19 protein-coding genes and 4 tRNA genes are annotated in these 21975 nt (G+C 44.6%); 13 read left to right on the top strand and 10 right to left on the bottom strand.

Annotation, left to right across the window (positions count from 1 at the left end; all coding sequences use genetic code 11):
• The first annotated feature begins 63 nt into the window (after positions 1–63).
• Together MY523_RS10610 and gspD are read left to right on the top strand one after the other, a co-directional pair.
• Positions 64–930, top strand: coding sequence for a type II secretion system protein N (locus MY523_RS10610; RefSeq protein WP_250658733.1), 867 nt, complete (start codon positions 64–66; stop codon positions 928–930).
• A gap of 62 nt (positions 931–992) precedes the next feature.
• Positions 993–2981, top strand: a complete 1989-nt coding sequence (gspD, locus tag MY523_RS10605; protein WP_250658732.1) for a type II secretion system secretin GspD — start codon at positions 993–995, stop codon at positions 2979–2981.
• 162 nt (positions 2982–3143) lie between these two features.
• Here gspD and MY523_RS10600 read toward each other — a convergent pair whose 3' ends face one another.
• The 6 genes from MY523_RS10600 to purE form a co-directional block, all read right to left on the bottom strand.
• A complete protein-coding gene (locus tag MY523_RS10600) occupies positions 3144–5138 on the bottom strand; it encodes a M48 family metallopeptidase (protein ID WP_250658731.1) in 1995 nt (664 codons plus the stop codon).
• Between the two features lie 43 nt (positions 5139–5181).
• Positions 5182–5775, bottom strand: a complete 594-nt coding sequence (locus MY523_RS10595) for a LemA family protein (RefSeq protein WP_250658730.1) — start codon at positions 5773–5775, stop codon at positions 5182–5184.
• 65 nt (positions 5776–5840) lie between these two features.
• On the bottom strand, positions 5841–7895 hold the full coding sequence (locus tag MY523_RS10590) for a putative bifunctional diguanylate cyclase/phosphodiesterase (RefSeq protein WP_250658729.1): 2055 nt from the start codon (positions 7893–7895) through the stop codon (positions 5841–5843).
• A 194-nt stretch (positions 7896–8089) separates the two neighbouring features.
• A complete protein-coding gene (sodB, locus tag MY523_RS10585; RefSeq protein ID WP_250658728.1) occupies positions 8090–8671 on the bottom strand; it encodes a superoxide dismutase [Fe] in 582 nt (193 codons plus the stop codon).
• Between the two features lie 212 nt (positions 8672–8883).
• Positions 8884–9999 carry a 5-(carboxyamino)imidazole ribonucleotide synthase gene (locus tag MY523_RS10580; RefSeq protein ID WP_250658727.1) on the bottom strand — a complete coding sequence of 372 codons (1116 nt, stop codon included), beginning with the start codon at positions 9997–9999 and terminating at the stop codon, positions 8884–8886.
• Complete coding sequence (purE, locus tag MY523_RS10575; protein ID WP_250658726.1) at positions 9996–10505, bottom strand: 5-(carboxyamino)imidazole ribonucleotide mutase; 510 nt, start codon at positions 10503–10505, stop codon at positions 9996–9998. The genes MY523_RS10580 and purE overlap by 4 nt, the downstream gene beginning before the upstream one ends.
• 255 nt (positions 10506–10760) lie before the next feature.
• Here purE and MY523_RS10570 point away from each other — a divergent pair, with 255 nt between their 5' ends.
• A complete protein-coding gene (locus MY523_RS10570; RefSeq protein WP_250658725.1) occupies positions 10761–11648 on the top strand; it encodes a hypothetical protein in 888 nt (295 codons plus the stop codon).
• 80 nt (positions 11649–11728) lie between these two features.
• A complete protein-coding gene (locus MY523_RS10565; RefSeq protein ID WP_250658724.1) occupies positions 11729–12676 on the top strand; it encodes an acyl-CoA dehydrogenase family protein in 948 nt (315 codons plus the stop codon).
• A gap of 77 nt (positions 12677–12753) precedes the next feature.
• Here the strand turns inward: MY523_RS10565 and MY523_RS10560 are convergent, their stop codons facing one another.
• On the bottom strand, positions 12754–13485 hold the full coding sequence (locus MY523_RS10560; RefSeq protein WP_250658723.1) for an oxygen-binding di-iron domain-containing protein: 732 nt from the start codon (positions 13483–13485) through the stop codon (positions 12754–12756).
• Between the two features lie 25 nt (positions 13486–13510).
• Positions 13511–14113 carry a hypothetical protein gene (locus tag MY523_RS10555; RefSeq protein WP_250658722.1) on the bottom strand — a complete coding sequence of 201 codons (603 nt, stop codon included), beginning with the start codon at positions 14111–14113 and terminating at the stop codon, positions 13511–13513.
• 298 nt (positions 14114–14411) lie between these two features.
• On the opposite strand from MY523_RS10555, the gene MY523_RS10550 reads away from it, so the two are divergent.
• Together MY523_RS10550 and MY523_RS10545 are read left to right on the top strand one after the other, a co-directional pair.
• Positions 14412–15293 carry a DUF2846 domain-containing protein gene (locus MY523_RS10550; protein ID WP_250658721.1) on the top strand — a complete coding sequence of 294 codons (882 nt, stop codon included), beginning with the start codon at positions 14412–14414 and terminating at the stop codon, positions 15291–15293.
• A 131-nt stretch (positions 15294–15424) separates the two neighbouring features.
• A complete protein-coding gene (locus MY523_RS10545) occupies positions 15425–15826 on the top strand; it encodes a hypothetical protein (RefSeq protein ID WP_250658720.1) in 402 nt (133 codons plus the stop codon).
• 100 nt (positions 15827–15926) lie between these two features.
• On the opposite strand, the gene MY523_RS10540 is transcribed toward MY523_RS10545, so the two are convergent.
• The gene (locus MY523_RS10540; RefSeq protein WP_250658719.1) at positions 15927–16145 is read right to left on the bottom strand and encodes a hypothetical protein; all 219 of its coding nucleotides are present in this window, start codon (positions 16143–16145) and stop codon (positions 15927–15929) included.
• Between the two features lie 322 nt (positions 16146–16467).
• Here MY523_RS10540 and MY523_RS10535 point away from each other — a divergent pair.
• The 6 genes from MY523_RS10535 to MY523_RS10510 all read left to right on the top strand — a co-directional run bounded on the left by MY523_RS10535 (position 16468) and on the right by MY523_RS10510 (position 19874).
• A tRNA-Val gene (locus MY523_RS10535) sits at positions 16468–16543 on the top strand.
• Positions 16544–16577: 34 nt separating this feature from the next.
• Positions 16578–16654: transfer RNA gene (locus tag MY523_RS10530), tRNA-Asp, on the top strand.
• Between the two features lie 17 nt (positions 16655–16671).
• A tRNA-Val gene (locus MY523_RS10525) sits at positions 16672–16747 on the top strand.
• Between the two features lie 33 nt (positions 16748–16780).
• Positions 16781–16857, top strand: a tRNA-Asp gene (locus MY523_RS10520).
• A 611-nt stretch (positions 16858–17468) separates the two neighbouring features.
• Complete coding sequence (locus MY523_RS10515; RefSeq protein WP_250658718.1) at positions 17469–18812, top strand: hypothetical protein; 1344 nt, start codon at positions 17469–17471, stop codon at positions 18810–18812.
• 90 nt (positions 18813–18902) lie between these two features.
• Positions 18903–19874 (top strand): 1-aminocyclopropane-1-carboxylate deaminase/D-cysteine desulfhydrase, encoded by a 972-nt coding sequence (locus MY523_RS10510; RefSeq protein WP_250658717.1) that lies wholly within the window; start codon positions 18903–18905, stop codon positions 19872–19874.
• Positions 19875–19891: 17 nt separating this feature from the next.
• On the opposite strand, the gene MY523_RS10505 is transcribed toward MY523_RS10510, so the two are convergent.
• A complete protein-coding gene (locus MY523_RS10505; protein ID WP_250658716.1) occupies positions 19892–20830 on the bottom strand; it encodes a DUF1853 family protein in 939 nt (312 codons plus the stop codon).
• Between the two features lie 183 nt (positions 20831–21013).
• Here MY523_RS10505 and MY523_RS10500 point away from each other — a divergent pair, with 183 nt between their 5' ends.
• On the top strand, positions 21014–21898 hold the full coding sequence (locus MY523_RS10500) for an NAD(+) kinase (protein ID WP_250658715.1): 885 nt from the start codon (positions 21014–21016) through the stop codon (positions 21896–21898).
• The last annotated feature ends 77 nt before the right edge of the window (positions 21899–21975 follow it).

Genomic DNA, 21975 nt, shown 5'->3' with positions numbered 1-21975 from the left:
GCTATTTGAAAACATCGCTATTCGGATAAGCCATTAAAGAACAGAAAGAGTGAGCGCTAGAACGTGGCAACAGAGAAATACAGCAAATTAACGTCACAAGACAAGCTTCCACAATGGATGCTTGTTATCTTGCTGTTGTGCTTTGTGATTTATTGCTCCAAGCTGCTGGCAGAACTCACATGGAATGTATTAACGGAAGATCAGGCACTGGTAGGCGCGACAAGTTGGGTGAGTGATAATCGAGCACCCTCTTCACGCAGCACGGTAGACAGCTCTATACTGTTAACACAGAGTTTATTTGGGAAAGAGGACTCTTCACGGCCGACTCAGCAGTTGATGAAAAACGTTGAAGCACCTAAAACCAAGTTGCAGCTTCAGTTAAAAGGTGTCTTTACAGCTGAGCGCGAGGAAGAATCTAGTGCTATAGTTGCTGAGAGAGGAAAAAAGGGAGAGTACTTTAAGATTGGAGATAAACTGCCAGGAAACGCTGAACTTGTGGCTGTTTATAGTGATCGAGTACTGTTAAAACGCAATGGAAGACTTGAGACCCTTAGCTTTGAAGATACCAAGAAAGGTGGAATTGCTAAGGTTAAACCTAGCTTTAATAGAAAACAGATATCATCTCCTGAACAGTTTGTTGATGTAGCAGAAAAAAGGTTAGCTGAAAGCCCCGCGACGGCTTTAGCCTCGGTGGGATTGCGGCCTGTCAAAGAGGGTTCTGCTTCAGGTTATGTTTATGATGGCAATAACCCAATGTTAGCCGGGATGAACTTAAAACCTGGTGATGTGGTGCGTTCAGTAAATGGAAATCCACTGGGTGATATTAATAAAGATAAAGCATTGCTTAAACAGTTGTATCAAGAAGGTAGCCTGGAAGTCGAGGTTGAGCGAGATGGAACCAGTTTCTACATAAACTACCCATTACGCTAGAACAAGTTACAAGCAATAATAAAACAACCAAAATATTTAGAAACGTGGGAATACAGTTTTCGATGAAGCGGTTTATTTCAGTTAGTAGTGCAATTATTCTGAGCTTTTTGTTTATGTTCTCTCAGCCGACATGGTCTGAAGAGCAGACGTGGAAAGTGAATCTAAAAGATGCTGACATTCGAGCATTTGTAACTCAGATTTCTGACATTACCGGGTACAGTTTTGTTATTGACCCCAGGGTTAAAGGTAAAGTAACCGTAATATCTAATGCACCAATGGATCGCGATGCGGTCTACGAAATGTTCCTCTCGGTACTTCAGGTTCATGGCTTCTCAGCTATCCCATCCGCAGGCGTTATCAAGATCGTTCAACAAAATGAGGCAAAGCAGAAAGCAACTAATCTTAGGTTGCTTAAAAGAGTGCCTTCAGAGCAGCTAGTCACCCGTGTTATTCAGGTTAAAAATGCAAATGCGTTAGAACTTGTTCCAATTCTTCGCCCAATGGTCGCCAAATATGGCCACTTAGCAGGGGTCGCGGCGGCAAATGCGCTGATTATTAGTGATCATATTTCTAATATTAAACGAATTAGCCAGATAATTGATGAGCTAGACAGCCCATCGAAGTATGAGCTAGAAGTGGTTCAGCTGGATGAGGCATGGGTTGGTGATATGGTAAAGCTCCTGGAGGAGTTGGCACCATCCGAGTTGGGTAAGGCGGGTGCTAAGGCATCGACGAAGAAGTTCAGTGTTGTTGCAGATGAGAGAAGCAATCGCTTGATCATTAAAGGCGATGAAAACTTTCGTGAAAAAATTAAAAAGCTTATCACAAAGCTCGATCAACCAGCGGCTACCTCTGGAACAACCAAAGTTGTTCGGTTGAAGCATGCAGATGCAAAAGAGATGGCCGAATTGCTGAAAGGCTTGATGGGGGATATCAGTTCAGAAACCAAAGATCAGGGAAAGAAAAAGAGCAGCAGTACCTCAGCGACTGTTTATGCGGATGAAGGTATCAATGCGCTGGTGATACGTGCTGAACCGTCTGTATTGCAGGAAACAGAAGAGATTATTCGTCAGCTGGATGTTCGACGTGCCCAAGTGTTGATTGAGGCTGCGATTGTTGAAATTGGTGATGAAAATACAAAAGGGTTAGGCGTACAGTGGGCGCTTTATGATGCGGGGGGGACAGTTCCAGGAGCATTAACTAATTTTGGTGAGGTCGGCTTGAGCGCCTCAAGTGTGCTAAGCGCGATTGCTGCAGATGACCCTACAGCCATTAGTGGTGTCGCCCAAGGCGGCCTGACATTGGGTATAGGCCAGGAAAACAACGGAACCAGTTGGGGGGCATTGATTCAGGCACTTGACTCAAACACCGATGCTAACCTGCTATCGACACCTAAAATAATCACTATGGATAACCAAGAGTCTTCGATTATCGTGGGCCAGAATATTCCTATCAAAACGGGTGAGTCCACTACCGCAGGTGACGGGACGTCTAACCCATTTACCACCATTACCCGCGAAGATATTGGTGTCAAATTGGTCGTGACGCCGAGTATTAGCGAAGGGGACTTGGTCAGGCTGGAAATTACCCAGGAGATCTCTTCCATTGCAGACAGTGTGGAAGTTGCCTCTGATATTGTGACTCAAAAGAGAGAAATAAAAACCAATGTCCTGGCAGACGATGGAGAGACGATTGTATTAGGTGGGCTAATTACCGAAGACTACAGGGTTAAGGTCAGTAAGGTTCCATTTCTAGGCGATATACCGTGGCTTGGTGCACTGTTTAGAAGTACGGAAAACAAACGGGAAAAAAGGAACTTATTGATCTTTCTACGGCCCAGCATTTTAAGAGATAAGTTAAGAACTAAAGAGATTACTGAAGAGAAGTTTGACGCGCTTTGGGAACTCAATTTAGGTATTAAAAAGGATCGTGGTCGGATTAGAGAGCGGCCGCAGGGCGAGATTATTCCAAGGCCTGCCGTTGAGTCGTTATTTGATGGTAATCGACTGAATGACACGGTTGATGAAGAGCAGCCTGAGAGCGAGGAGTAGAAATACACTGCTTCGCTGCCATTACCGCTTAAACATTAGGCTAATACATAGAGCAGAACAGAATTAGCTTACCGGAAGCCAGATACTTTTCTAAAGTACCTGGCTTTTTGCGTTTAGGCCTGCTTGAAATAAGGACGTGTACGGTTAAGTTTGATTAGGCGATTATGCCTTTGTGGGAACCAGCAATGGAGGGATGGGGCAATCTAGCACAATGGCCACAAGTCTTAACAGCTCGTACTCTCGCGGTTTGATTTCGTTGTCTTCCATTACACACTCTACAAATGAGTCGATTAAGGGGCGCTTTAACAAAGGAGACAACAGCCTAAGTTTGTTTAACGCGTGGCTGACGCCCTTTACAGAACAAGGCAAGTCGTCTTCCCATCGAATATCGTCGGAATATGTTCGAACAGCGCGCCTAAAGTGCAACTGTTGCTCTGTTTTGTTTGGCGTTGACGCCATGGCAAATAACTTGAGCATTATTGCAACTTCGTTTGTAACACTCTTGAAGGAGTGATATTGGCTGATCACTTTGCGGCCAAAAGAGGGGTTAAGTTGCTGCTTGGTTAAAGTGATCAGTGCAAATTCATAGAATGTTATTTTTGCGTCGAGGTTGGCGATAGTCGACAGGTCATCAATAAAGCAGCTTCTTTGATCGGTACTGAGCTTTTTAAGCGAGGGAATGGCAAGCTCTAAAATGGGCGTTCGTTGATTAACTGTAATGTCCTTAAGTAACAGGGCAACCTCATTATAGGTGTTGGACTTGAGATTCGCTTGAGTGCTGGTTGATAGCTGGCTAAAGGCGTTTTTATCTAACGCTAGCTTTGCTTCGTTAAGCATCAGTGAAAGGATTAAGCTTTGTGCCCCACTAGATGAGTGTGCCAGCTGCTTAACTCTTGCGGGTATGCTTTGCAGCAGCGATGCTGCGTAATCAATATGAGCAGGGCTGACAGAGCCTATGCTGTACTCTATCGGTTGATGGGGAGCCGCTGCTTGAGTGTTAGTTGATGCCGCCATTTGGCTCGCTAGTGAATTAACATGCGGCGCAATATTGGTTGTATTAGTAATTTCTTGCGGGCTATTCGTGTAAATGCCTACTGGCTCTTCGGGAGACGACGCTGAGCGCTTTCTCGCTTTATGAGCACGTGCTTTGAACCGTACAAAATACGATGCGCCAATGGTCGTTATACGTTCTTTAAGGGGAGGGTGAGAGGCCAGAAGTCCACTCAGGTGCATCTTGACCGACTCTGAAAAGCATAAGTGATTAATATCTTCTGCATGGTGCGTAAAACGGAGCCTTGAGCCGTCCTGGTCGTCATAAATCTTATACAGCGCACCTGCAATACCTTCGGGGTTTCGGGTGAACTGGACAGATGCGGCATCCGCCAAAAATTCTCTTTGCCTTGAGATGGCCGCTTTAATTATTCGGCCAAAAAACAGGCCGGTGTATCCAATACAGATCATAACCAGGCCGACACCCAATAATGCCACATCACCCCGATTTCTTCCTGATCGGTATGAGTGTGAACGGTTGAATGCCGAGCTCACTAAGAATTGGCCAATTTGACCAATTAAAAGAATACCGGCTAGTACGGCGATTAGACGAATATTAATCCGCATATCACCATTCAATATATGGCTAAACTCATGGCCGATAACACCCTGGAGTTCATCTCGTGACAGCTTTTCAAGGGCTCCTTTTGTCACCACCAGCACACATTCAGTTGGCTCATAGCCTGCTACAAATGCGTTGATTGAATGCTCGTGATCCATAATGTAAAGCTCTGGCATCATAGTGCCTGAAGCAATTGACATCTCTTCAACCAGATTTATAAATTTTTGCTCAAGAAGGTCTGATGAATCGGTGTCAACTTTTCTCCCTCTGGCCATTTCTGCCACTGCCTGGCCGCCTTTAGACAAGTTAAAAAATTGATAAAGGCTACCCGAGACAATAATGGCGGTGAGAGTGGCAGAAATATAGATGCTGGGTCGGCTAACGAACCACTGTTGGAGTGATAACGGCTGGGCCTCAGCAAACGTCAAGGCATAGTAGCAGGCGAGATTGGTGATACCAACAATAAGGGTCACGGCTATTAAGAATAAAATGCCTAAAAGTAGTGATTTCTTGCGTGCTATCGCCTGGTGATCGAAGAAATTCATAGGGCCAAGTGACAATTGTTCAAATTGCTTAAACGCCTAAGCTCTAATCAAAGGAGACCTTGACTGCTTTCTTGGCTTCTATATCTTCAAGCTCAAATAGAGCGGTCTCTTTAAAGCCGAAAAAACCGGCAATAAAGTTGTTGGGGAACTGCTCTCGATAGGTGTGATAAGCCATTACAAAGTCGTTGTAAGCCTGTCTGGCAAACGAGACTTTATTCTCGGTGCTTGATAGTTCTTCCATGAGCTGCTGAATTGTCTCATTTGCTTTAAGATCCGGGTATGCCTCAGCCACGGCATAAAAATTAGCAAGTGCTTTGTTAAGAATGTTTTCGGCGCCAGACAGTTTTTTCACTGCCGTCGCATCTTCAGGGTGTTTAGCAGCAGATTTGGTTGCTTGTGTAGCTTGGTTGCGGGCAGAAATAACATTTTCCAGTGTCTCTTTTTCGTGGCTCATGAAGGCTTTTGCCGCATTGACCAAATTAGGGATCAGGTCGTGTCTGCGTTGCAGCTGTACGTCGATTTGCGAAAAGCCATTCTTGAAGCGGTTTTTTAATGTGACAAGCTTGTTGTAAATCGAGATTAGATAAAAAATCACGATTACTAACACTCCAAGTCCAATCATTGTACTGGTTGACATGGTTCACCTTTAATTTTCTGTTGATGTAAACGTTGTTGACGTAAAAAGTGTTGATGTAAAAATAGTTAATCAATTTGAGAGGGGGTTTTTGAGTAGGCCAAAAGATAGTCCAAAAACTCATCTGCAGGGGCCGGTTTGCTGTAATAATATCCCTGACCCATATCACACCCACGGCTTATCAGGTAAGCCTCCTGTTCCTCTGTTTCGACCCCTTCAGCAATAACGTTGAGGTGTAGGCTTTTACTCAACTGAATGATAGCGTTAACGATGCTGGTATCATCTTCGTCCACTAGTAAATCATGCACAAACTGTTTATCAATTTTGACTTTGTCTATAGGTAGTCTTTTAAGATAGCTAAGCGATGAATAACCTGTTCCAAAGTCATCGATTGCCGTTGTAATACCCGACTTTTTAATCTGAGTCAGTGTGCTGACTGCTTTGGCCAGGTTTTCCATTACGCCGGTTTCGGTTATCTCTACTTCAAGATATTGGGGCGCTATTCCGTGTTTTTCCAGCGTGCTCTGAATGTACTTCTCGATAGTAGAGTCTTTTAACTGCACGGCCGACAGGTTAATGGCCAGCTTAATAAAGTGGCCTTGCTTCTGCCAAATAGAGGCTTGTTTGCACGCTTCATCAAGCACCCAGTTGCCAATGTCAATAATTGATCCGTTGTCTTCTGCGATAGGAATGAAAATATCAGGAGGGACAAACCCTCGGGTAGGGTGAATCCAACGAATTAACACTTCAGCGCCAATGATTGAGTTATCTTTGTAGTCTATTTGAGGCTGAAATACGATGTGAAACTCATTATTTGTCAGTGCTTTGGATAGGTCCTTTTCCATTAGTTTGCGTTCACGCATCTCGCTGTCAACGCTTGCGACATAAAACTGGAATTGGTTGCGGCTGACCGTTTTGGCCAGAGTCATCGTTTGTTCGGACTTTTGCAGCAGTTCATCTGCGGTCTGTCCGTCATCAGGAAAAATCGTAATGCCAATAGTTGAGTACAGGTTGATGCTAAAGTTATCGATCTCAAAAGGTTCGCTAAGTCGCTTGAGCAAATCTTCAGCTAATTCGGCTACATTGTAGGCATTATGGATGTTGTATTGAATTAGCGAAAACTGGTCGCCCCCCAGCCTTGAAGCAGTGTGCAGTGAGCCGTGATTACTAGTGAGTCTTTCGGCGAAAGCCTGAAGCAGCTGGTCGCCAATAGTGTAGTTGAACTGACTGTTAATCGACTTGAAATCATCGATTCCACAGCATAACACGGCCACCTTGTGGCCAGCTCTTTCAGCATCATCCAGTGTGCTTTGCAAGTGGTTTCGAAACATCAACCTGTTCGGTAAACCGGTTAAAGGGTCGTACTGGGATAACTTCAGCACTCTTGCTTCAGCTGCTCGCCTTTTCTCCTGATTATCGGAAATCTCTTCTAGCAGATCATTAGCGGTACTAACCCATACGCCGAATTCGTCATTTTCATGATTTTTCGGTGCTATGATGGTTTGTCTTCCAGGCTCTGAGGGGTTCACTTTTAGCAGGGATTGAATAATATCTGAAAGAGGCCGTGTAAGGAGGTAGTGGTATACCAGAAATAAAATGGCAGCAAGTATGCCTGCCCTTAAAATGCCAGAAGCAAATACGACCACCGAGCGATCAAGAAATAGCTCGGCTTTATAGACGGTATCTACCGTTACGACCAAGTCACCATAATAAACGGGTTGTGGCTCATTTTTTATTAGTTTAACGCTGAATTCTTTTTCTTTGTCGAAAATCGGGTCTGTTAGCCATCTAAATGGGGCTTCGCGCAGTGATCGCGTTCGCTCTGCCAGTAGCGTGTCATCAGGGTGTCCTATACCTGCATATCTTATCTCGCGTTGCTGGAAGAGCCCTTCAACCACCTGTTCGGCTAGTTCCGGATCAATACTGTAAACTGCCTGGGTTGCTGGGTCTTTCACTACATCAAGAATTTGTGTTGCTTGGGTGTTTAGCTCTTCCATCGCCCTGAAGGCATCCAGTGCAATTTGCCCAATGCTCAATAGCCCCCCAGCGATAAGGGCCGTTAGAATGACCCAGCGAAGCAGTTTGATAGACAAGCGCTGGTTTTGTGGGTGCAATTCTGTCATTGGCAGTAATATTCTTATTGGCAAGAAGAACTTGGAGTAAAATCAATTGGCTACCAATCAGTGTAGCAAAAAAACAGCATCGGGGAAGTAGTCGATAGAAAGAAATGTTTATCGATGTCTAACGGGAGGTGAATAACAAAAAACGCCGCACTGAGGCGGCGTTTTTTTAGTGTAGAGGCGTAAGCTTGTAACGCTTAAGCTGCCAGGTTCTGGGCTACGAACTCCCAGTTTACGAGATTCCAGAATGCGTCCAGGTAAGCCGGGCGAGCATTTCGGTAGTCAATGTAGTATGCATGCTCCCACAAGTCTACCGTTAGCAGTGCAGTCTTTCCTTCTGTCATAGGTGTCGCTGCATTGCTGGTGTTTACGATCTCTAAAGAACCATCAGCGTTCTTAACTAACCAAGTCCAGCTTGAACCAAAGTTGTTAACTGCTTTGTCGTTAAGTTGCGCTTTAAATTCTTCAAAAGAACCAAATGCAGCATTAATGGCTTCGGCTACAGCGCCTTCAGGTGCTCCGCCGCCATTTGGGCTGAGGCAATTCCAGTAAAACGTGTGGTTCCAGATTTGTGCCGCATTGTTAAACACTGGGCCGCTTGAAGATTGGATGATTTCTTCCAGGGTCTTACCTTCGAATTCAGTTCCAGGAACCATTCCGTTCAGCTTATCAACGTAAGTCTTATGGTGTTTTCCGTGGTGATATTCTAAAGTTTCAGCAGAGATGTGTGGTGCTAATGCATCTTGTGCGTATGGTAGTGCTGGTAGTTCAAAAGCCATGCTGGTCTTCTCCGTTTTTTTCCATCAGGAATTGCATTTGTTTTGATTTGTCATTACCAAGGTATCAGGCAATGTTAAAGTATTGATGTCATTCTTGATTTACATCAAATTTACTTTGTGGGCGAGATAATAGCACTGAAATCCCTGCGTATCTATATATCTCCTTCAGATGATGCCCCGCGATCAGAAAAATCTAACCGCGGAAGGCGGCATTAGCTAATCGATGATATAAAGTCGGGGCTACCAGGTAAAAATGATGCGACATTTTTAACTCTCCAAGCGAGCTCTTCATAGCTGTCTGCCTGAACGGTTACATGCCCTAGCTTCCTTCCTTTACGTTCCTCTTTTCCATAGAGGTGCAGGTGGGCGTACGGGAGCTTTAGAATGGCTTCTTTATCGCCTTTTTCTGCAATAATATTGATCATGCAGGTAGGCTTGTTTGCCTGGGTGTCACCCAGTGGCAGTCCGGCAATTGCTCTCAGGTGGTTCTCAAACTGGCTACTGGCCGCTCCTTCGATTGACCAATGCCCTGAATTGTGGACTCGGGGAGCCATCTCATTGGCCATGAGCCCTTCTGGCGTCTCAAAAAGTTCCAGCGTGAGAATACCTACATGCCCAAGTTCGCTAATCAACGCTTTGATATGGCTTTCCGCTTGCTGCTGTAGTTCTGCGGAAATGTGGGGGGCTGGCGCCACGGAGTATCTGAGTATACCGTCGTGGTGGTTATTTTCTGCTAACGGGTAAAACGCAATTTCACCGGTTGTCGAGCGTGCGGCAATAATAGATAGTTCTCGGGAGAAATTAATAAAGGACTCGACTATAACGGCATCATGATTGATGGCTGCCCATGCTTTTTCTGCATCTGATGCCTCTTTCAGTACTGCCTGACCTTTTCCGTCATAGCCTTCGGTAACTGATTTAGCGACCACCGGGCACCCTAGCTCCTGAGCCGCTGCTTTTAGTTCTTCAGCGTTGGTAGCGATGCGGTATTCGGCTGTTGGAATACCTAGCTCTTTGAATAGCGCCTTCTCTTTGGCTCTATTTTGGCAAACCTCAATTGACCTTGACGAAGGGTATAGCGGTTTTTGGTTTTCAATCGTTTGAGTCAATTTCAGTGGCAGATGCTCAAACTCATAGGTGACGATATCAACTTCTTTGAGAAACTCTTCCAACTTTTCGCCTGCACCGCCTTTATCAACCAATATGTCACCAAATCCTACGCTTGGTGCTCCGCTGGTGTCGTAAAAACAAAATGACATTTCGAGCGGGTAGCCTGCTATTGCTAACATCCGCCCCAATTGGCCTGCACCCAATATGCCTATTTTCATTTTGCGGTCTCCTCAGAGTCGCCTTTAGGGTCAGGGTTATCGAGTATGGTTTGGGTTTGGTTGTTGCGGAAATCATCGACCGCTTTCTTGATATTTGAATCTTGTAACGCGAGTATTTGTCCCGCTAGTAGCCCTGCGTTTGTCGCCCCTGCATTGCCTATTGCAAGCGTTCCCACTGCGACCCCGCCAGGCATTTGGGCAATTGATAATAGAGAGTCGATGCCGTTGAGCGTTTTGGACTTAACAGGCACTCCTAATACTGGCAACGATGTTTGAGACGCCACCATACCCGGGAGATGAGCGGCTCCTCCTGCCCCTGCAATGATTACTTGAATTCCTCTGGACTCGGCGCTTTTGGCGTAATCAAATAACAAGTCAGGTGTACGGTGAGCTGAAACAACTTTGGTTTCGTAGGCAATGCCTAGTTTTTCAAGCATTGTTGCAGCATTTTCCATAGTGGGCCAGTCTGACTTGGAACCCATGATTAGGCCAACAAGTGGTTGCATTTTGTGTCCTCAAGATAAATCAATGCATATTACGGCGACTATTCAGTATCATTCAGAATTGCTTAGAATGGTACTACCGTTACGAAAAACTTGGTCTTGCGCTTCGATTGAATGAATATTAGCCAGAAAAAGGGGCATATATTAGTGATTCAGCGATTACCATGCAAACTCAATTTACTTTGAGTCCATTGAATCAGATAATTGTTAGCAGTAAGCAAATTATTTCCCATTAAAAATTAAAGTTAAGGAGTCTAAATGGAAAGTTTGCGACCAGATAGAGATGAAGTCGATAGCTTTCAACGAAGCCGTAATAAGACTGCGAAGGGAGGCGGAAAAACGCCTGTTAGTCCTGCAATTAAAGCAGACAAACAGTCTGCTGCCACGGCAAAGGCTTCCAAGACGAATACCAGCATTAGTGTTTGGTTAATGATGCTGGTGCTCGCTGTCGTTGTTTCTATATTCGGCTGGGAAGGTTATAAGCAGCAGCAGAAGCTTGATGCGATGGGGGCCGAGCTTGACGATGCACTGGCTTTTCTTAGGCAGAGCAAGCTGTTGATGGCCAGATTTGAAGGTCAGTTGAGCGAAACTGGAGCAGAATTGATTGAGACGGGGACTGACGCTCAGAAAAAAATGAATTTTCTTGAGTCGGAGGTTCGTAAACTTTGGGGTGTTGCATATGACCGCAACAAGAAGGCGATTGCAGCTAATGACAAGCTTATACAGCAATATGGTGGAGATCTGAAGTCAATCAAGTCAACCCTCAAACAACAAGAAAAAAGTTTGGCAGGGTGGTCTGCTAAAGCTAATAAGAGCGTTACGTCTATTGCTGCATTGCAAGGCGAAATAACGTCACTGCAGGCTGAGTTAAACAGATCAAAAGAACTAAATAGCACCCTATCTGCTCAGTTGAAGTCCGTTGAAGAAGCGTCAGGTAGCGCCATAGTAGAAATTAGACAAAGCATTGCAAAGTTAAAGAGTGATGAGGGTGTTGAAAACCGGGTTAGGCAAAATGAAGTAGCCATTGAGGCAATAGATGCGTCAAGGTTGCAGTTAAACGAGCGAATCGTAGCGTTAGATCGTCGCTTAAATGACCTCCAGCTATCCATTAAGTCGGCTCAGCAATCTCCAGCTTCGGTTCAGTAGGGCAGTAGTGGCGTGAGTCGATGTGATAGGCGATCGCTAATCGCCATTAAGGGCATAATCGCCAATGCTAAAGGACGCAAATGAATAAGTTCCTAAAGATCAACCGGTTACTTGAAAACCTGAAAAAAATTAATGACGCTGGCGATTGCAGGGTAGAGCCCATTCTTGATTGGTATAAACACACCAGAAAAATAGCCAATGGCACGGCCTTTGACTTAAATGCGCTGCAAGGTGGTTTTTTGGCAAATAGCGTAGGTCAGGCTTTTATTTATGGTTACGAAATAGCTATACAGCAACTTACCAAGCTGGATACAGCGCAGCATTTGGCTGCTTTTTGTGTTACTGAAAACAAAAGTACACATCCTCAGGATATGCAGGCCGTGTTGTCAGAACGCAATGAGGGGGGCTTTGTTCTGTCAGGACGTAAAGACTTTGTGACGCTGGCGGGGAGTGCTCAATGTCTGCTTGTCGCCGCTAAGTTCGGCATATCAGATCTTGGCCGGAATCAAATAAAAATGGTTAAGGTCGATGCCTCTTTGTCTGGAGTTGGTATTACGCAACTACCGGCCTTACCTTTTATTCCCGACATCGGCCATGGGGTTGTTGCATTTGATTCGGTTGTGATTAATCCGGAGGATGTGTTTTCGGGAGATGGTTACCAGGACTTCGTAAAGCCATTCCGCTGGTTTGAAGACATTAACGTATTTGTATCGCTGTCAGCGTATCTCTTAAAAATAGCATTGACCTATAAATGGCCTGTAGAAGCGAAGGTGGAGCTTGTCTCTATACTAGCGTCACTGGTTAGTTTGCAGGAGGCTGCGGCTGACGAGCCGGTCGCTCACATTGTCATGTATGACCAGGCAAGCCGGCTCGCTTCTTGGTTGGCGCATCACGAACAAGCTTGGGAGAAGGTTCCTTCAAAGATCGCAGCTGGCTGGAAGAGGGATAGTGCGATATTAAAAATTGCTAGCCATCCTCGATCTGTTCGCTATAAAAAGGCCGCCTCACTATTGGGGCTGGAAGCGTAGGCTATACAGGTAAGGCAGCCTGGTTTAATGCGCTGGCTGCCATAACTTGGCAATGCGGGTGTTTATGGTTCTGAGCGCTACTGAAGTGCTATCCCCACTTCCAGTGATTCAAACCAATCCAGGAACTTGCCCACATTCTCACCTCTGAAAATTCGCCCATGCTGAGGTACCATCATCTCTATATCTAGCTTCCTCACCCTGCGTATCCAGTCTTGCTTGGCTCTGTTCGAGGGCATCCAGCGTTGGTGAAAGAGCTGCATTTTACCTATCTGATCACTGAAACGCTCTATTTCAAAAGGTGCCTCTGGTGCTTCAAGAGATGCGCCGATATCGCCTGAGAATAGTATTTTTGCAACAGGGTCGTAAACGTTAAAGTTTCCTGAGGAGTGCAGGTAGTGTGCAGGGATAAGTTGAAGATCAATGTTTCCAACCTGGATCGTTTCTCCCTGGTCTCTGATCGGGGCGTATTCAATATTGTTCATGCCAAAATGGCGAACAAACCCCTCCCAAAGCCAAGGGCAGTGTAACTTGGCATTGGGCAGAACCTGATCCCATAGGCCAAGAGAAGATATAATATCCGGGTCTTGGTGTGATGCAAATAAGTGAGTAATGTTCTCGATCGGAACATATTTTAGGGTTGCTGCAAGCATGGGAGCAAACAACTCAATACCACCTGGATCAAGTAATATTGACTGGTCTCCCGAAGTAATTAAGAACTGGTTGGTATCAATGATTTTTTCTGGCTTGCCAGGGTCTCTGCCAAACATAATCCATCGATGTTTGTCACTGTAGAGTGTTGTTGCTTGCATAATCTTGAGTTCTCTGTCTGAACTATTATTTCGGGGTTCCCAATAATGAAATTGAGTGAGAAACGTGTTCTTTTATTTTGTTGGCCATCACCTGAATGCCATCAGCCATCTCAACAAGGTGACCTTGAAACTCTCCAGTTTGAACGGCCTCTAGCTTTGAGGTGACGGCGATAACGTCGATTGCTCGCATGTGTTGCTGTATTTCGCCAAGCTGATTTCTCAAGCCGTTCATTAACTGGCCAAAACTATAGTCTAAGGATTTCTGTGTAGAATTAAGCTCTGACATAAAAGATAAAATGCCATTTTTATAGGGCGCGCCTTCTGCTAGCTGGTAGGCATCATTAAGGTTGCTAAGTGCAGCACTGTTCCTCCACTCGACAACGGAATGTGTGGAAATTTCAAGTGCCGTTGTATTAATAGACTTGGCCAGCGTTATTGTTTCATTGGCGAGTTCGTCATAAAAGTTGGCGATAACAGCAAGACCTGCCGCTTGGCTGCCAGCTCTTAAGACAATAGCTCGTGCATTTTTTGAGGATATTGCTAGCTGCCGCGCAACTTGCTGAGCCTGATGCAGTTCTGAAGCAATTCTAGCAGCCGCCACTGTTTGCTTGGCGTGATTATCTGACATAAAGCCCTTTATATCCCTACTTAAGTAATACGGTTTATCGATAACTGATTGTTTAAACTCGAAGTATAGACGAAGGATTTTGATTGCCTAGTAATTACATACAAGGTAATTGATAGATGTCTTGCATTCAATTAACGATTGGGTTGAACAATTATTAACAGAATTGTTTCAAAATGTATTCTACGACTTGAGGTGTTTCTCAATTTTAAGCGTTTAAGTTTGTTAATATGACTGTTCTATCCCTGATACTGATGTTTAATCGAAAAGTATTGGTGCGTTGATTTTGGAGCTTACAGACATGTTAAAAAGAATATTACAAATTGTGTTTATTGCCGTGATGGCCTCTTCTCAGACGGGGTGTCTCTATATGGCATTCGAGAAGCACGGAGGTGCGTTTTTAGTGCCTGTATCGGGCGAGCAATTTGTTCATATCCCGAATGATAAGTGGGACTCAAGCAATAATGCACTGGTATATTTTTATCGCCCGGATAGCCGCTGGGCTTCTGAAGAAATTGATGCGCCTAGCGTATTTATTGATGATCACCGCTACGTAAGTTTGCGGGCCAATGGGTTTACCTGGCTGGAAATGGCACCAGGGCCAAAACAAATTACGATGAGAAGGCCTATTGGTCTGTTGCTCGGTTTTGAAGGTGTCGGTGATTTCGCACTGAGCAAAATCGTAGATGCAGAGTTTCAAGTGGAGGCAGGAAAGGTCTACTATTTTAGATACTCTGAAATAGAGGCGCCCTCACTGCCTAATCCGGAGTTGGACTCAGACGATGCGTTAGCGCAAGGTGACATGCAGCTCGTTACTCGTGACGTCGCAATAAAAGAAATTGTGAAAACTCGATTTATAGAAAACCAACCTCCTTTTGCAAAAAATTCAGCGGGTACGTCGATTGTTGAGCAAAATAAAGAGGACGCTTACGAGAAAGAGAGGGCACGGCTCGAAGCTGAGAAAGAGGAGGAGTTGGCTCAACTAAAAGAGGATGGCTATTGGAGAAGCCCTAAATGGTATTGGCCTTTTGGTGGTGGCCCAACGAAAAGAACGGAAGCGGATATAGAGCTAAAAGCGTTGGAAAAGGAGCGTGAGAACTATCTCTTGGCGCTTGCTGAAGAACAAAATAAAGGAAAAGGGTCGTGGTGGTGGCCATTTGGAGAGGGGCAATCTGAGGAATAGTTGGCTGCATACCGCAATCAGTGCAGTCTGTTCCAATATAATTGACTACAATAATAAGAGTGAGCGGGAAGTATAAAGTGACCGTATGGTTGATCTGATTATAGGGATGTTTTGGGGTAATGGAGATAGTGATGAGTGTGAAAAACGTGGTTGCGGGGCAGTTGGAAAAGGCGAAAGAGTTTGCTGATAGTGTAAGGTCTGTTTATGACAGCGCTTACAGCAAGGCGATGGATATGCGGAAAGATAGTCTGAACGGCCTGATTAATGATATTCAGCCAAAGGTTCGTGCAGCGGTTGAGAGCCGGATTCATAGCGCTCAAACCGCTCTTGACGACTTCAACCAAGCCTTGGCTGATAAGGCTGTGCCTGCATTTAGAAAAGGTGCCGTAACCAAAGAACAATTCAGTCAGAAAGCTGAGAAAGTTAAGCGGCGGGCTGGACAAACTACATCTCAATCAACGGTTAAGAAGGGTAGCGCAAAGAGCCCTGCTTCGGTTAGCAAATCAGGCAGAACGTCTCAGGCAAAAAAATAGCTATGAGTTCTTTGGGGTGGGGAAGTCTTAATACTTAAGTGTTGAGGCTTTTTGTCCATGAACGGAGTTATTCACCGTGCCGCTTTATTGAGCACTTAATTTAGGTGTTTTTCATTCTTTCAAGCTGTCGCAAAATGTTGGCTCTGGCATCGATCATATCCTGATATGTTTTTATCAGATTGTCCTGGCCTTTCAGTGAGGCTCTTTTGATAATCGTCAGCCGCCGCTCATAAAGGTTGATTTCTTCAACCAGCATTTTTTTTACGATGTCTACTTGGTAGTGCTGTCCTTGGAAATGGATTTCTTGCGCGCGACCCATCCTTTTCTCCTTGAGCGTGTCACGGGGGATCCTGACTACTTCATAGAAATAATATATCTCTATTACACAGAGTTAACTCAGCACGGAAAATATTAATAGCGCAGAGCTGCTTACAGAAATATAGTTGGTGAAGTCGATATTTTCCAACTGCCGCACATATTTTATTAGTTATGCTTATGTCATTCTTAGACGCTTAAAATATAAGCAAATATTCGGTTTTTTAATCATATTCTAAAAAATGCTCTTTTTTTTAAAAAAGTTCGAAGAATGCATTTGACACTTTGCCAAGAATCAGTAGAATGCGCATCTCCAATACGGGTTGGGGTGGTTAGCTCAGCTGGGAGAGCATCGCCCTTACAAGGCGAGGGTCACAGGTTCGATCCCTGTACCACCCACCAATATTGGAAGCTAGTGAGTGTTTTATATTGTAGCGGACCGGTAGTTCAGTTGGTTAGAATACCGGCCTGTCACGCCGGGGGTCGCGGGTTCGAGTCCCGTCCGGTCCGCCAATTTAAAATAATCCACTGGGTGGTTAGCTCAGCTGGGAGAGCATCGCCCTTACAAGGCGAGGGTCACAGGTTCGATCCCTGTACCACCCACCAATTTAGCATATTGCTAAATATAAAATTTGATGCGGACCGGTAGTTCAGTTGGTTAGAATACCGGCCTGTCACGCCGGGGGTCGCGGGTTCGAGTCCCGTCCGGTCCGCCATTCAAATTTAATCCAATCGAGCATATCTGCAGTTTTATTCTTTTGTTTATCTTCGATGTAATAATTCTTTAATATAAGTTTAATTTTTCTGAAATACTCTTCTATTAGTCTATCTATCATCAAGCGGCGATTGTCTACTCCTCAGTAGTGTTTTAGGGCTTGGTAATGTTAATTATTGCCTGTCTGAACAGGTGTTTGGTTATTTGAGAAATATTATAGATAGAGATAAATGGTATGAGTGAATACGAAGAAGATATTTTAGAATTAATGTTTGATGAAATGGATGATGATGAGGTTGATGACGCTGTTGAGATGTAAATACGTTATTTAACACTGGTGAACGCTTTCGTTATTGTTTTGATTTGTCTCCCCCTGCTTTCTAGCCTCCCTAAAGAATATAAGGTGATTTTAAATCACCCATCTGTACATCCTTTATAGTGCCAATTGTTGCTTTCTGTTTGTGGTGAACGAACTGATAGCAATTATTATTTTATTAATAATTGTTAGTGTGCATTACTCATCACAGTGAGATAAGTAAAACTGTTCTAAACTATTATTTAATAACACTAGGCTTGCGGAATACTGCTTTATCGGTGCTCCGGCTGAAATTAATGATGCTTTTTGAGGAAGTTATGGGAAGTCTTAAGTCGGATAAATCTGTTGCAGTTTTCTTCATGGAGGGTAACTCCGTCAGTCGGCAGATGTTGTTTTCTGAATTTGAGGCGCTATTGGATGGCTATGTAGGTTTGTCTGATATGGCAGATCAAGAAGCAAAAGCAGTTTACGTTGTGCTAAATAGCCAGTTGCAGGTTGAGGCGCTGGTCTTCTTTCTTATCTATTTCGATGATGAGGGGAGGGCAGACCCTGAATGGAATATACCTGTTGAAAGGTTAGCAGGTATATCGGGTAGCGGGCCTGATATGGGGGGGGGCGCAATTCGTTTGTCCTGTCGTAGTCAGTGCTCGATTAACTGGCATCAAAAAGAGCTGTGGGATCCGGATATGACTCCGGGATCAAGCCATTTTTCGGCCATCAAGAAAGCGGTAGATAAAAACAAGTTAGGGTTTAAAAAGGTTGAACCTGAAGAGATTGTCCCTACATTGCAGCCTGTTGAAATCAATGATGACGCCATCCCGACTGTTACAGCGGCTGTGGATACTGCCAAGGCCACAGAGGAAAACGAGCACCGGTTGAAGCTTGCCCGGTTGATTAAAAATCAGCGTTTGAGAATAAAAACACTTGAATCTCATCGTGAAACCCAGAAAGAAGAATATCAGAGGCAAATGGCATTAAAGTCACAAGCCTACAAGACTAAAATTCAGAGCCTTGAGCAGAGTGTTGAAAAGCTGAGAGTCATTAATGATCAGCTGCAAGAGAAGCTCTTTAATCGCAATGAGCAATTTCTTGGGTTGCAGGATAAAGTGTCCTCCCAGTCTTCCCATTTGTCAGATCTTGAAGAAAAACTCAAGCATGCAGAGGTGGCGGAAGTTGAAGGGTTGGAGCGGCAGAAGTTAGAGGCAGAGCTTGTTATCCTTAAAGAGCAGTTGGACAGGCGCGATATTGAGTCGGTCTACCGAGAGGAAAAAGAAGAGCTGCTACGGGCAGAACTCGAAGAGCTCAAAACAGCCCTTGCTGATGCTGAGCACGAAAGCATGATGACTAAACTCAAGGATCTTGAAGTTGTCTTTGTCGCATATCATGCAGGTGCTGGCCATGTCACTGTCCCATTTACGGATATTTATCGTTATGTGGAAAGCCCCATAAAGTATGCTGCTGCAAAATGTTATGTCACCGAAGAGGTTTACCGAAAGTGGCTTGAGCATCAGGATAACCCGGTTTGCTGTTTTCAGAAAGATGATGGTGAGCTGTGTGGCGAATCTTTAGATGTTGTTGGCAATCCAGGAGACTTTGAAGTTGGCAGTAGTGATCGATGTGGAAAGCATAAGGGCGTGTAACGCACCTCGTTGCTTTCCGTATCAGTTTATTGCTTAGTCGTAATAGTCTCATTAAGGTGTTGGATTTGGTAATTTGAGTACGAAAATATAGTGTCTGAACGCATCATACATGCTGAGGGTGTTTCATGGTTGCTAGAGCCCCCTGCTATCCCGCTGGAAAAATTAGAACACGACTTGCTAGACTCATCTGGTGTTGAACTCTGGGTTGCACGCTTGGATCTTGTTGACCCTCTGATATCAGGCAATAAGTGGTTTAAATTAAAATACAATCTTATTCAAGCTTGCGAACAGGATGCTTCTCATATTGTCAGCTTTGGCGGGGCGTTCTCAAATCACTTGCACGCGCTGGCAGCGGCTTGCTATCGCTTAAAGCTGAAATCCACTGGCGTGCTGAGAGGGGAAATTGTATTACCCTTAAACCCAACGCTAAGTGAATGCCAAGCATGGGGGATGAATTTCTACCCTGTAACCCGCGCGCAATATCGTGAAAAAACATCGCCTGAATTTATACAGCGCTTACGTGATCGGTTTGGCCAGTTCTATCTGGCTCCAGAAGGAGGGAGTAATGTTCTGGCTGTAAAAGGTATGTCTGAAGTTGCCTTGGATGTGCATGGCAAGCTGGATAGATGTGATTATTTGTGTTGCGCTGTTGGTTCAGGTGGAACGCTTGCGGGCTTGGTTGCAGGCTCAAGCGCAAGCACAAAGTGTATTGGTTACAGTGCACTAAAAGGTGCGAATTACCTTAAGCATGATATAGATGCTTTAATTAATCAGTATCAATCGTTGTCTGGAGAGGTGTCTTTACCAGACTATAGTATTGATCACTCTTATCATTTTGGTGGCTTTGCTAAGGTTAAGGAAGAGTTATTGACCTTTATTGAGTGGTTTGAAGGCCAGTTTGATATACCGCTCGAGCAAATATACACGGCAAAAATGTTCTACGGTATTTTTGATCAGATCAAAGCAGGGTATTTTAAGAACGGTCAGCGAGTGGTTGCTGTTCACACCGGAGGGTTGCAGGGACGGCGAGGCATAGAAAGGGCGCTCGGTTCCCGTCAATGAATATCTGCTACAGATACTCACTCGTCATATAGATGTGGCCAATCATCGGGCACTATAAACTGTCGGTGAATTTCAGTGTAATAGCCCTTGGACTCCGTTAGGTATGCAATCATCCAAGGGCGTTGCTCATTCAAAACCTTTTCTCTGGCGGTTCTTAGAATGTCTGGTTTTTTAAAAAAAATGTTGCTTTGATTGTGCTCTATACTTGAACTGAAGGGGCTTATCCACTCAGGTTTCGTCAGCAGGGCCCATGCGTCAGACGAGTCTTTTTCAATGTGCTCGACGAAGTCGTTTAATGTGAGCCAGCTTCCCTTTAGCTGGTTGGGGTTGCAAAATTTGGGAGGCGTTACTGGCTGTGTTTGGGGGTAGAAAAGGTAGCCCTTCAAAACAAGCTGAGGTGTTAGCTTATCTGTGTCTACATCAATTTTTATTGACTCAAGCGCCTGCTTCCCTTGTATTGTTTCTGACAGTTTCGCTTGATGGTTAATCATCTTGGCTAGTTTTATATCTAGTCTATCTCTGCATTGTGGACCCAGCCAGATATGTTTCCCATCTGAAAACTCGTGAATATTCTGTTTATTAAATCCAAGGTAAAACTTTATAGCGACTTCTTGATGAATAAAGCCTCCGGTAACCTTATCCCTCAAAATAAAATCAAACTCGCCCACTGTTCTTGCTTTAGAATTCACTTGAAGGTTCCTGGAGATCAGCTCGTATTGCGGGTTGGAAGCCAGATAAAAAGCCCAAAGAGACTCAAAGTAGGTGCCAATAAAATGGGATTTTTCTTTAGCTAAGTGCTGTTGAAGTGGGGATGGGTCTGCATCGAGTGATGATAGCCATTGAGTCACCCAGGTATCCTTCGATGTGTCAACTATGTTGGGCCAGCCAGGTTGCTCGTTAACCAGTGAGGGGCTGCTGATTGCCCACGCTAAGTCTTTAATATATTTGTTTTGCATATTTGTTTGTAAACCGAATTTAGTTTTGAGTACTCCCTCTTTTGTGAAGGCCTATTCATTGCTGCTCTTTCTATAGATGTGTACTTCAGATGTATAGATATTTCCGTTGCATAGTTGTTTCCGTTGCATAGTTGTTTCCGTTAAGATGGAGACAATACACCGCTGGAGGTATACAAAGAAACTATGGACCACTTTCGTAATATTGGGCTGATCGGCCGAATGGGAAGCGTAAAGGTTGTTGAAACGCTTCGAAATCTCAAAAAATATCTCCTCAATGAAGGCTACCACATGATTGTTGAGGAAAATACGTCCACCCTGTTGCCCGGGCATGGATTGCAGGTCAGCAGCGTAAAGATGATGGGGGAGGTGTGTGATCTTGTTATTGTTGTTGGTGGTGATGGTAGTTTGTTGGGGGCTGCAAGGGAGCTTGCAAAGTCGAATGTGCCGCTTTTAGGGGTAAATAGAGGGCGGTTGGGGTTTTTGACTGACATTTCACCGAAAGAATTAGAAGAGAAAGTGGGTGAGGTTTTAAGTGGAGAATATATTGAAGAGCGCCGATTCCTGCTTGAAGTGACTGTAAAGCGCAATGGAGAGCCTGTTGCTTATGGAGCTGGCCTTAATGACATCGTGCTTCACCCAGGTAAATCGACGCGAATGATTGGCTTTGACTTGTTCATTGAAGGCCAGTTTGTATACAGTCAGCGATCTGATGGCTTGATCGTGTCAACGCCAACAGGATCAACCGCATACGCATTATCTGCCGGGGGGCCTTTATTGCACCCCAAGCTTGATGCGATCGCTCTGGTACCTATGTTCCCACACACACTTAGCAGCCGACCTATTGTCGTAGATGGGAATAGTGAAATTAAAATTATTATCGGCGAAGCCAACGAGATTTACCCTCAAGTAAGTTGTGATGGGCAAAACGATATCCCCGTTGCTCCAGGCGATACAGTCAATATTTATAAACGGCCCTATAAGGTCAGGTTAATACATCCGACAAGCCATAACTTTTATGAGACATGTCGGGAGAAGCTCGGTTGGGCTCATAATCTGGGTACTAGCTAACGATGTTAGCGCAATTTTTGGACTTACACATAATTACTGCACTGTTAATAAGTGGCGTTAGAAATAGACGTATTAGA

The organism is Alkalimarinus coralli (assembly GCF_023650515.1).
Taxonomy (GTDB): domain Bacteria; phylum Pseudomonadota; class Gammaproteobacteria; order Pseudomonadales; family Oleiphilaceae; genus Alkalimarinus; species Alkalimarinus coralli.
Note: the sequence above shows the minus strand (reverse complement) of the source record. Positions and strands in the feature narration are given on the sequence as shown.

What these genes read in the sequence shown, in the direction of transcription:
- MY523_RS10590 (WP_250658729.1), bottom strand. Translation starts at nt 7,895, where the DNA reads ATGACAGAATTGCACCCACAAAACCAGCGCTTGTCTATCAAACTGCTT.
- MY523_RS10595 (WP_250658730.1), bottom strand. Translation starts at nt 5,775, where the DNA reads ATGTCAACCAGTACAATGATTGGACTTGGAGTGTTAGTAATCGTGATT.
- MY523_RS10500 (WP_250658715.1), top strand. Translation starts at nt 21,014, where the DNA reads ATGGACCACTTTCGTAATATTGGGCTGATCGGCCGAATGGGAAGCGTA.
- MY523_RS10570 (WP_250658725.1), top strand. Translation starts at nt 10,761, where the DNA reads ATGGAAAGTTTGCGACCAGATAGAGATGAAGTCGATAGCTTTCAACGA.
- MY523_RS10505 (WP_250658716.1), bottom strand. Translation starts at nt 20,830, where the DNA reads ATGCAAAACAAATATATTAAAGACTTAGCGTGGGCAATCAGCAGCCCC.
- MY523_RS10540 (WP_250658719.1), bottom strand. Translation starts at nt 16,145, where the DNA reads ATGGGTCGCGCGCAAGAAATCCATTTCCAAGGACAGCACTACCAAGTA.
- MY523_RS10600 (WP_250658731.1), bottom strand. Translation starts at nt 5,138, where the DNA reads ATGAATTTCTTCGATCACCAGGCGATAGCACGCAAGAAATCACTACTT.
- MY523_RS10560 (WP_250658723.1), bottom strand. Translation starts at nt 13,485, where the DNA reads ATGCAAGCAACAACACTCTACAGTGACAAACATCGATGGATTATGTTT.
- gspD (WP_250658732.1), top strand. Translation starts at nt 993, where the DNA reads ATGAAGCGGTTTATTTCAGTTAGTAGTGCAATTATTCTGAGCTTTTTG.
- MY523_RS10555 (WP_250658722.1), bottom strand. Translation starts at nt 14,113, where the DNA reads ATGTCAGATAATCACGCCAAGCAAACAGTGGCGGCTGCTAGAATTGCT.
- MY523_RS10565 (WP_250658724.1), top strand. Translation starts at nt 11,729, where the DNA reads ATGAATAAGTTCCTAAAGATCAACCGGTTACTTGAAAACCTGAAAAAA.
- MY523_RS10515 (WP_250658718.1), top strand. Translation starts at nt 17,469, where the DNA reads ATGATGCTTTTTGAGGAAGTTATGGGAAGTCTTAAGTCGGATAAATCT.
- MY523_RS10580 (WP_250658727.1), bottom strand. Translation starts at nt 9,999, where the DNA reads ATGAAAATAGGCATATTGGGTGCAGGCCAATTGGGGCGGATGTTAGCA.
- MY523_RS10550 (WP_250658721.1), top strand. Translation starts at nt 14,412, where the DNA reads ATGTTAAAAAGAATATTACAAATTGTGTTTATTGCCGTGATGGCCTCT.
- purE (WP_250658726.1), bottom strand. Translation starts at nt 10,505, where the DNA reads ATGCAACCACTTGTTGGCCTAATCATGGGTTCCAAGTCAGACTGGCCC.
- MY523_RS10545 (WP_250658720.1), top strand. Translation starts at nt 15,425, where the DNA reads ATGAGTGTGAAAAACGTGGTTGCGGGGCAGTTGGAAAAGGCGAAAGAG.
- sodB (WP_250658728.1), bottom strand. Translation starts at nt 8,671, where the DNA reads ATGGCTTTTGAACTACCAGCACTACCATACGCACAAGATGCATTAGCA.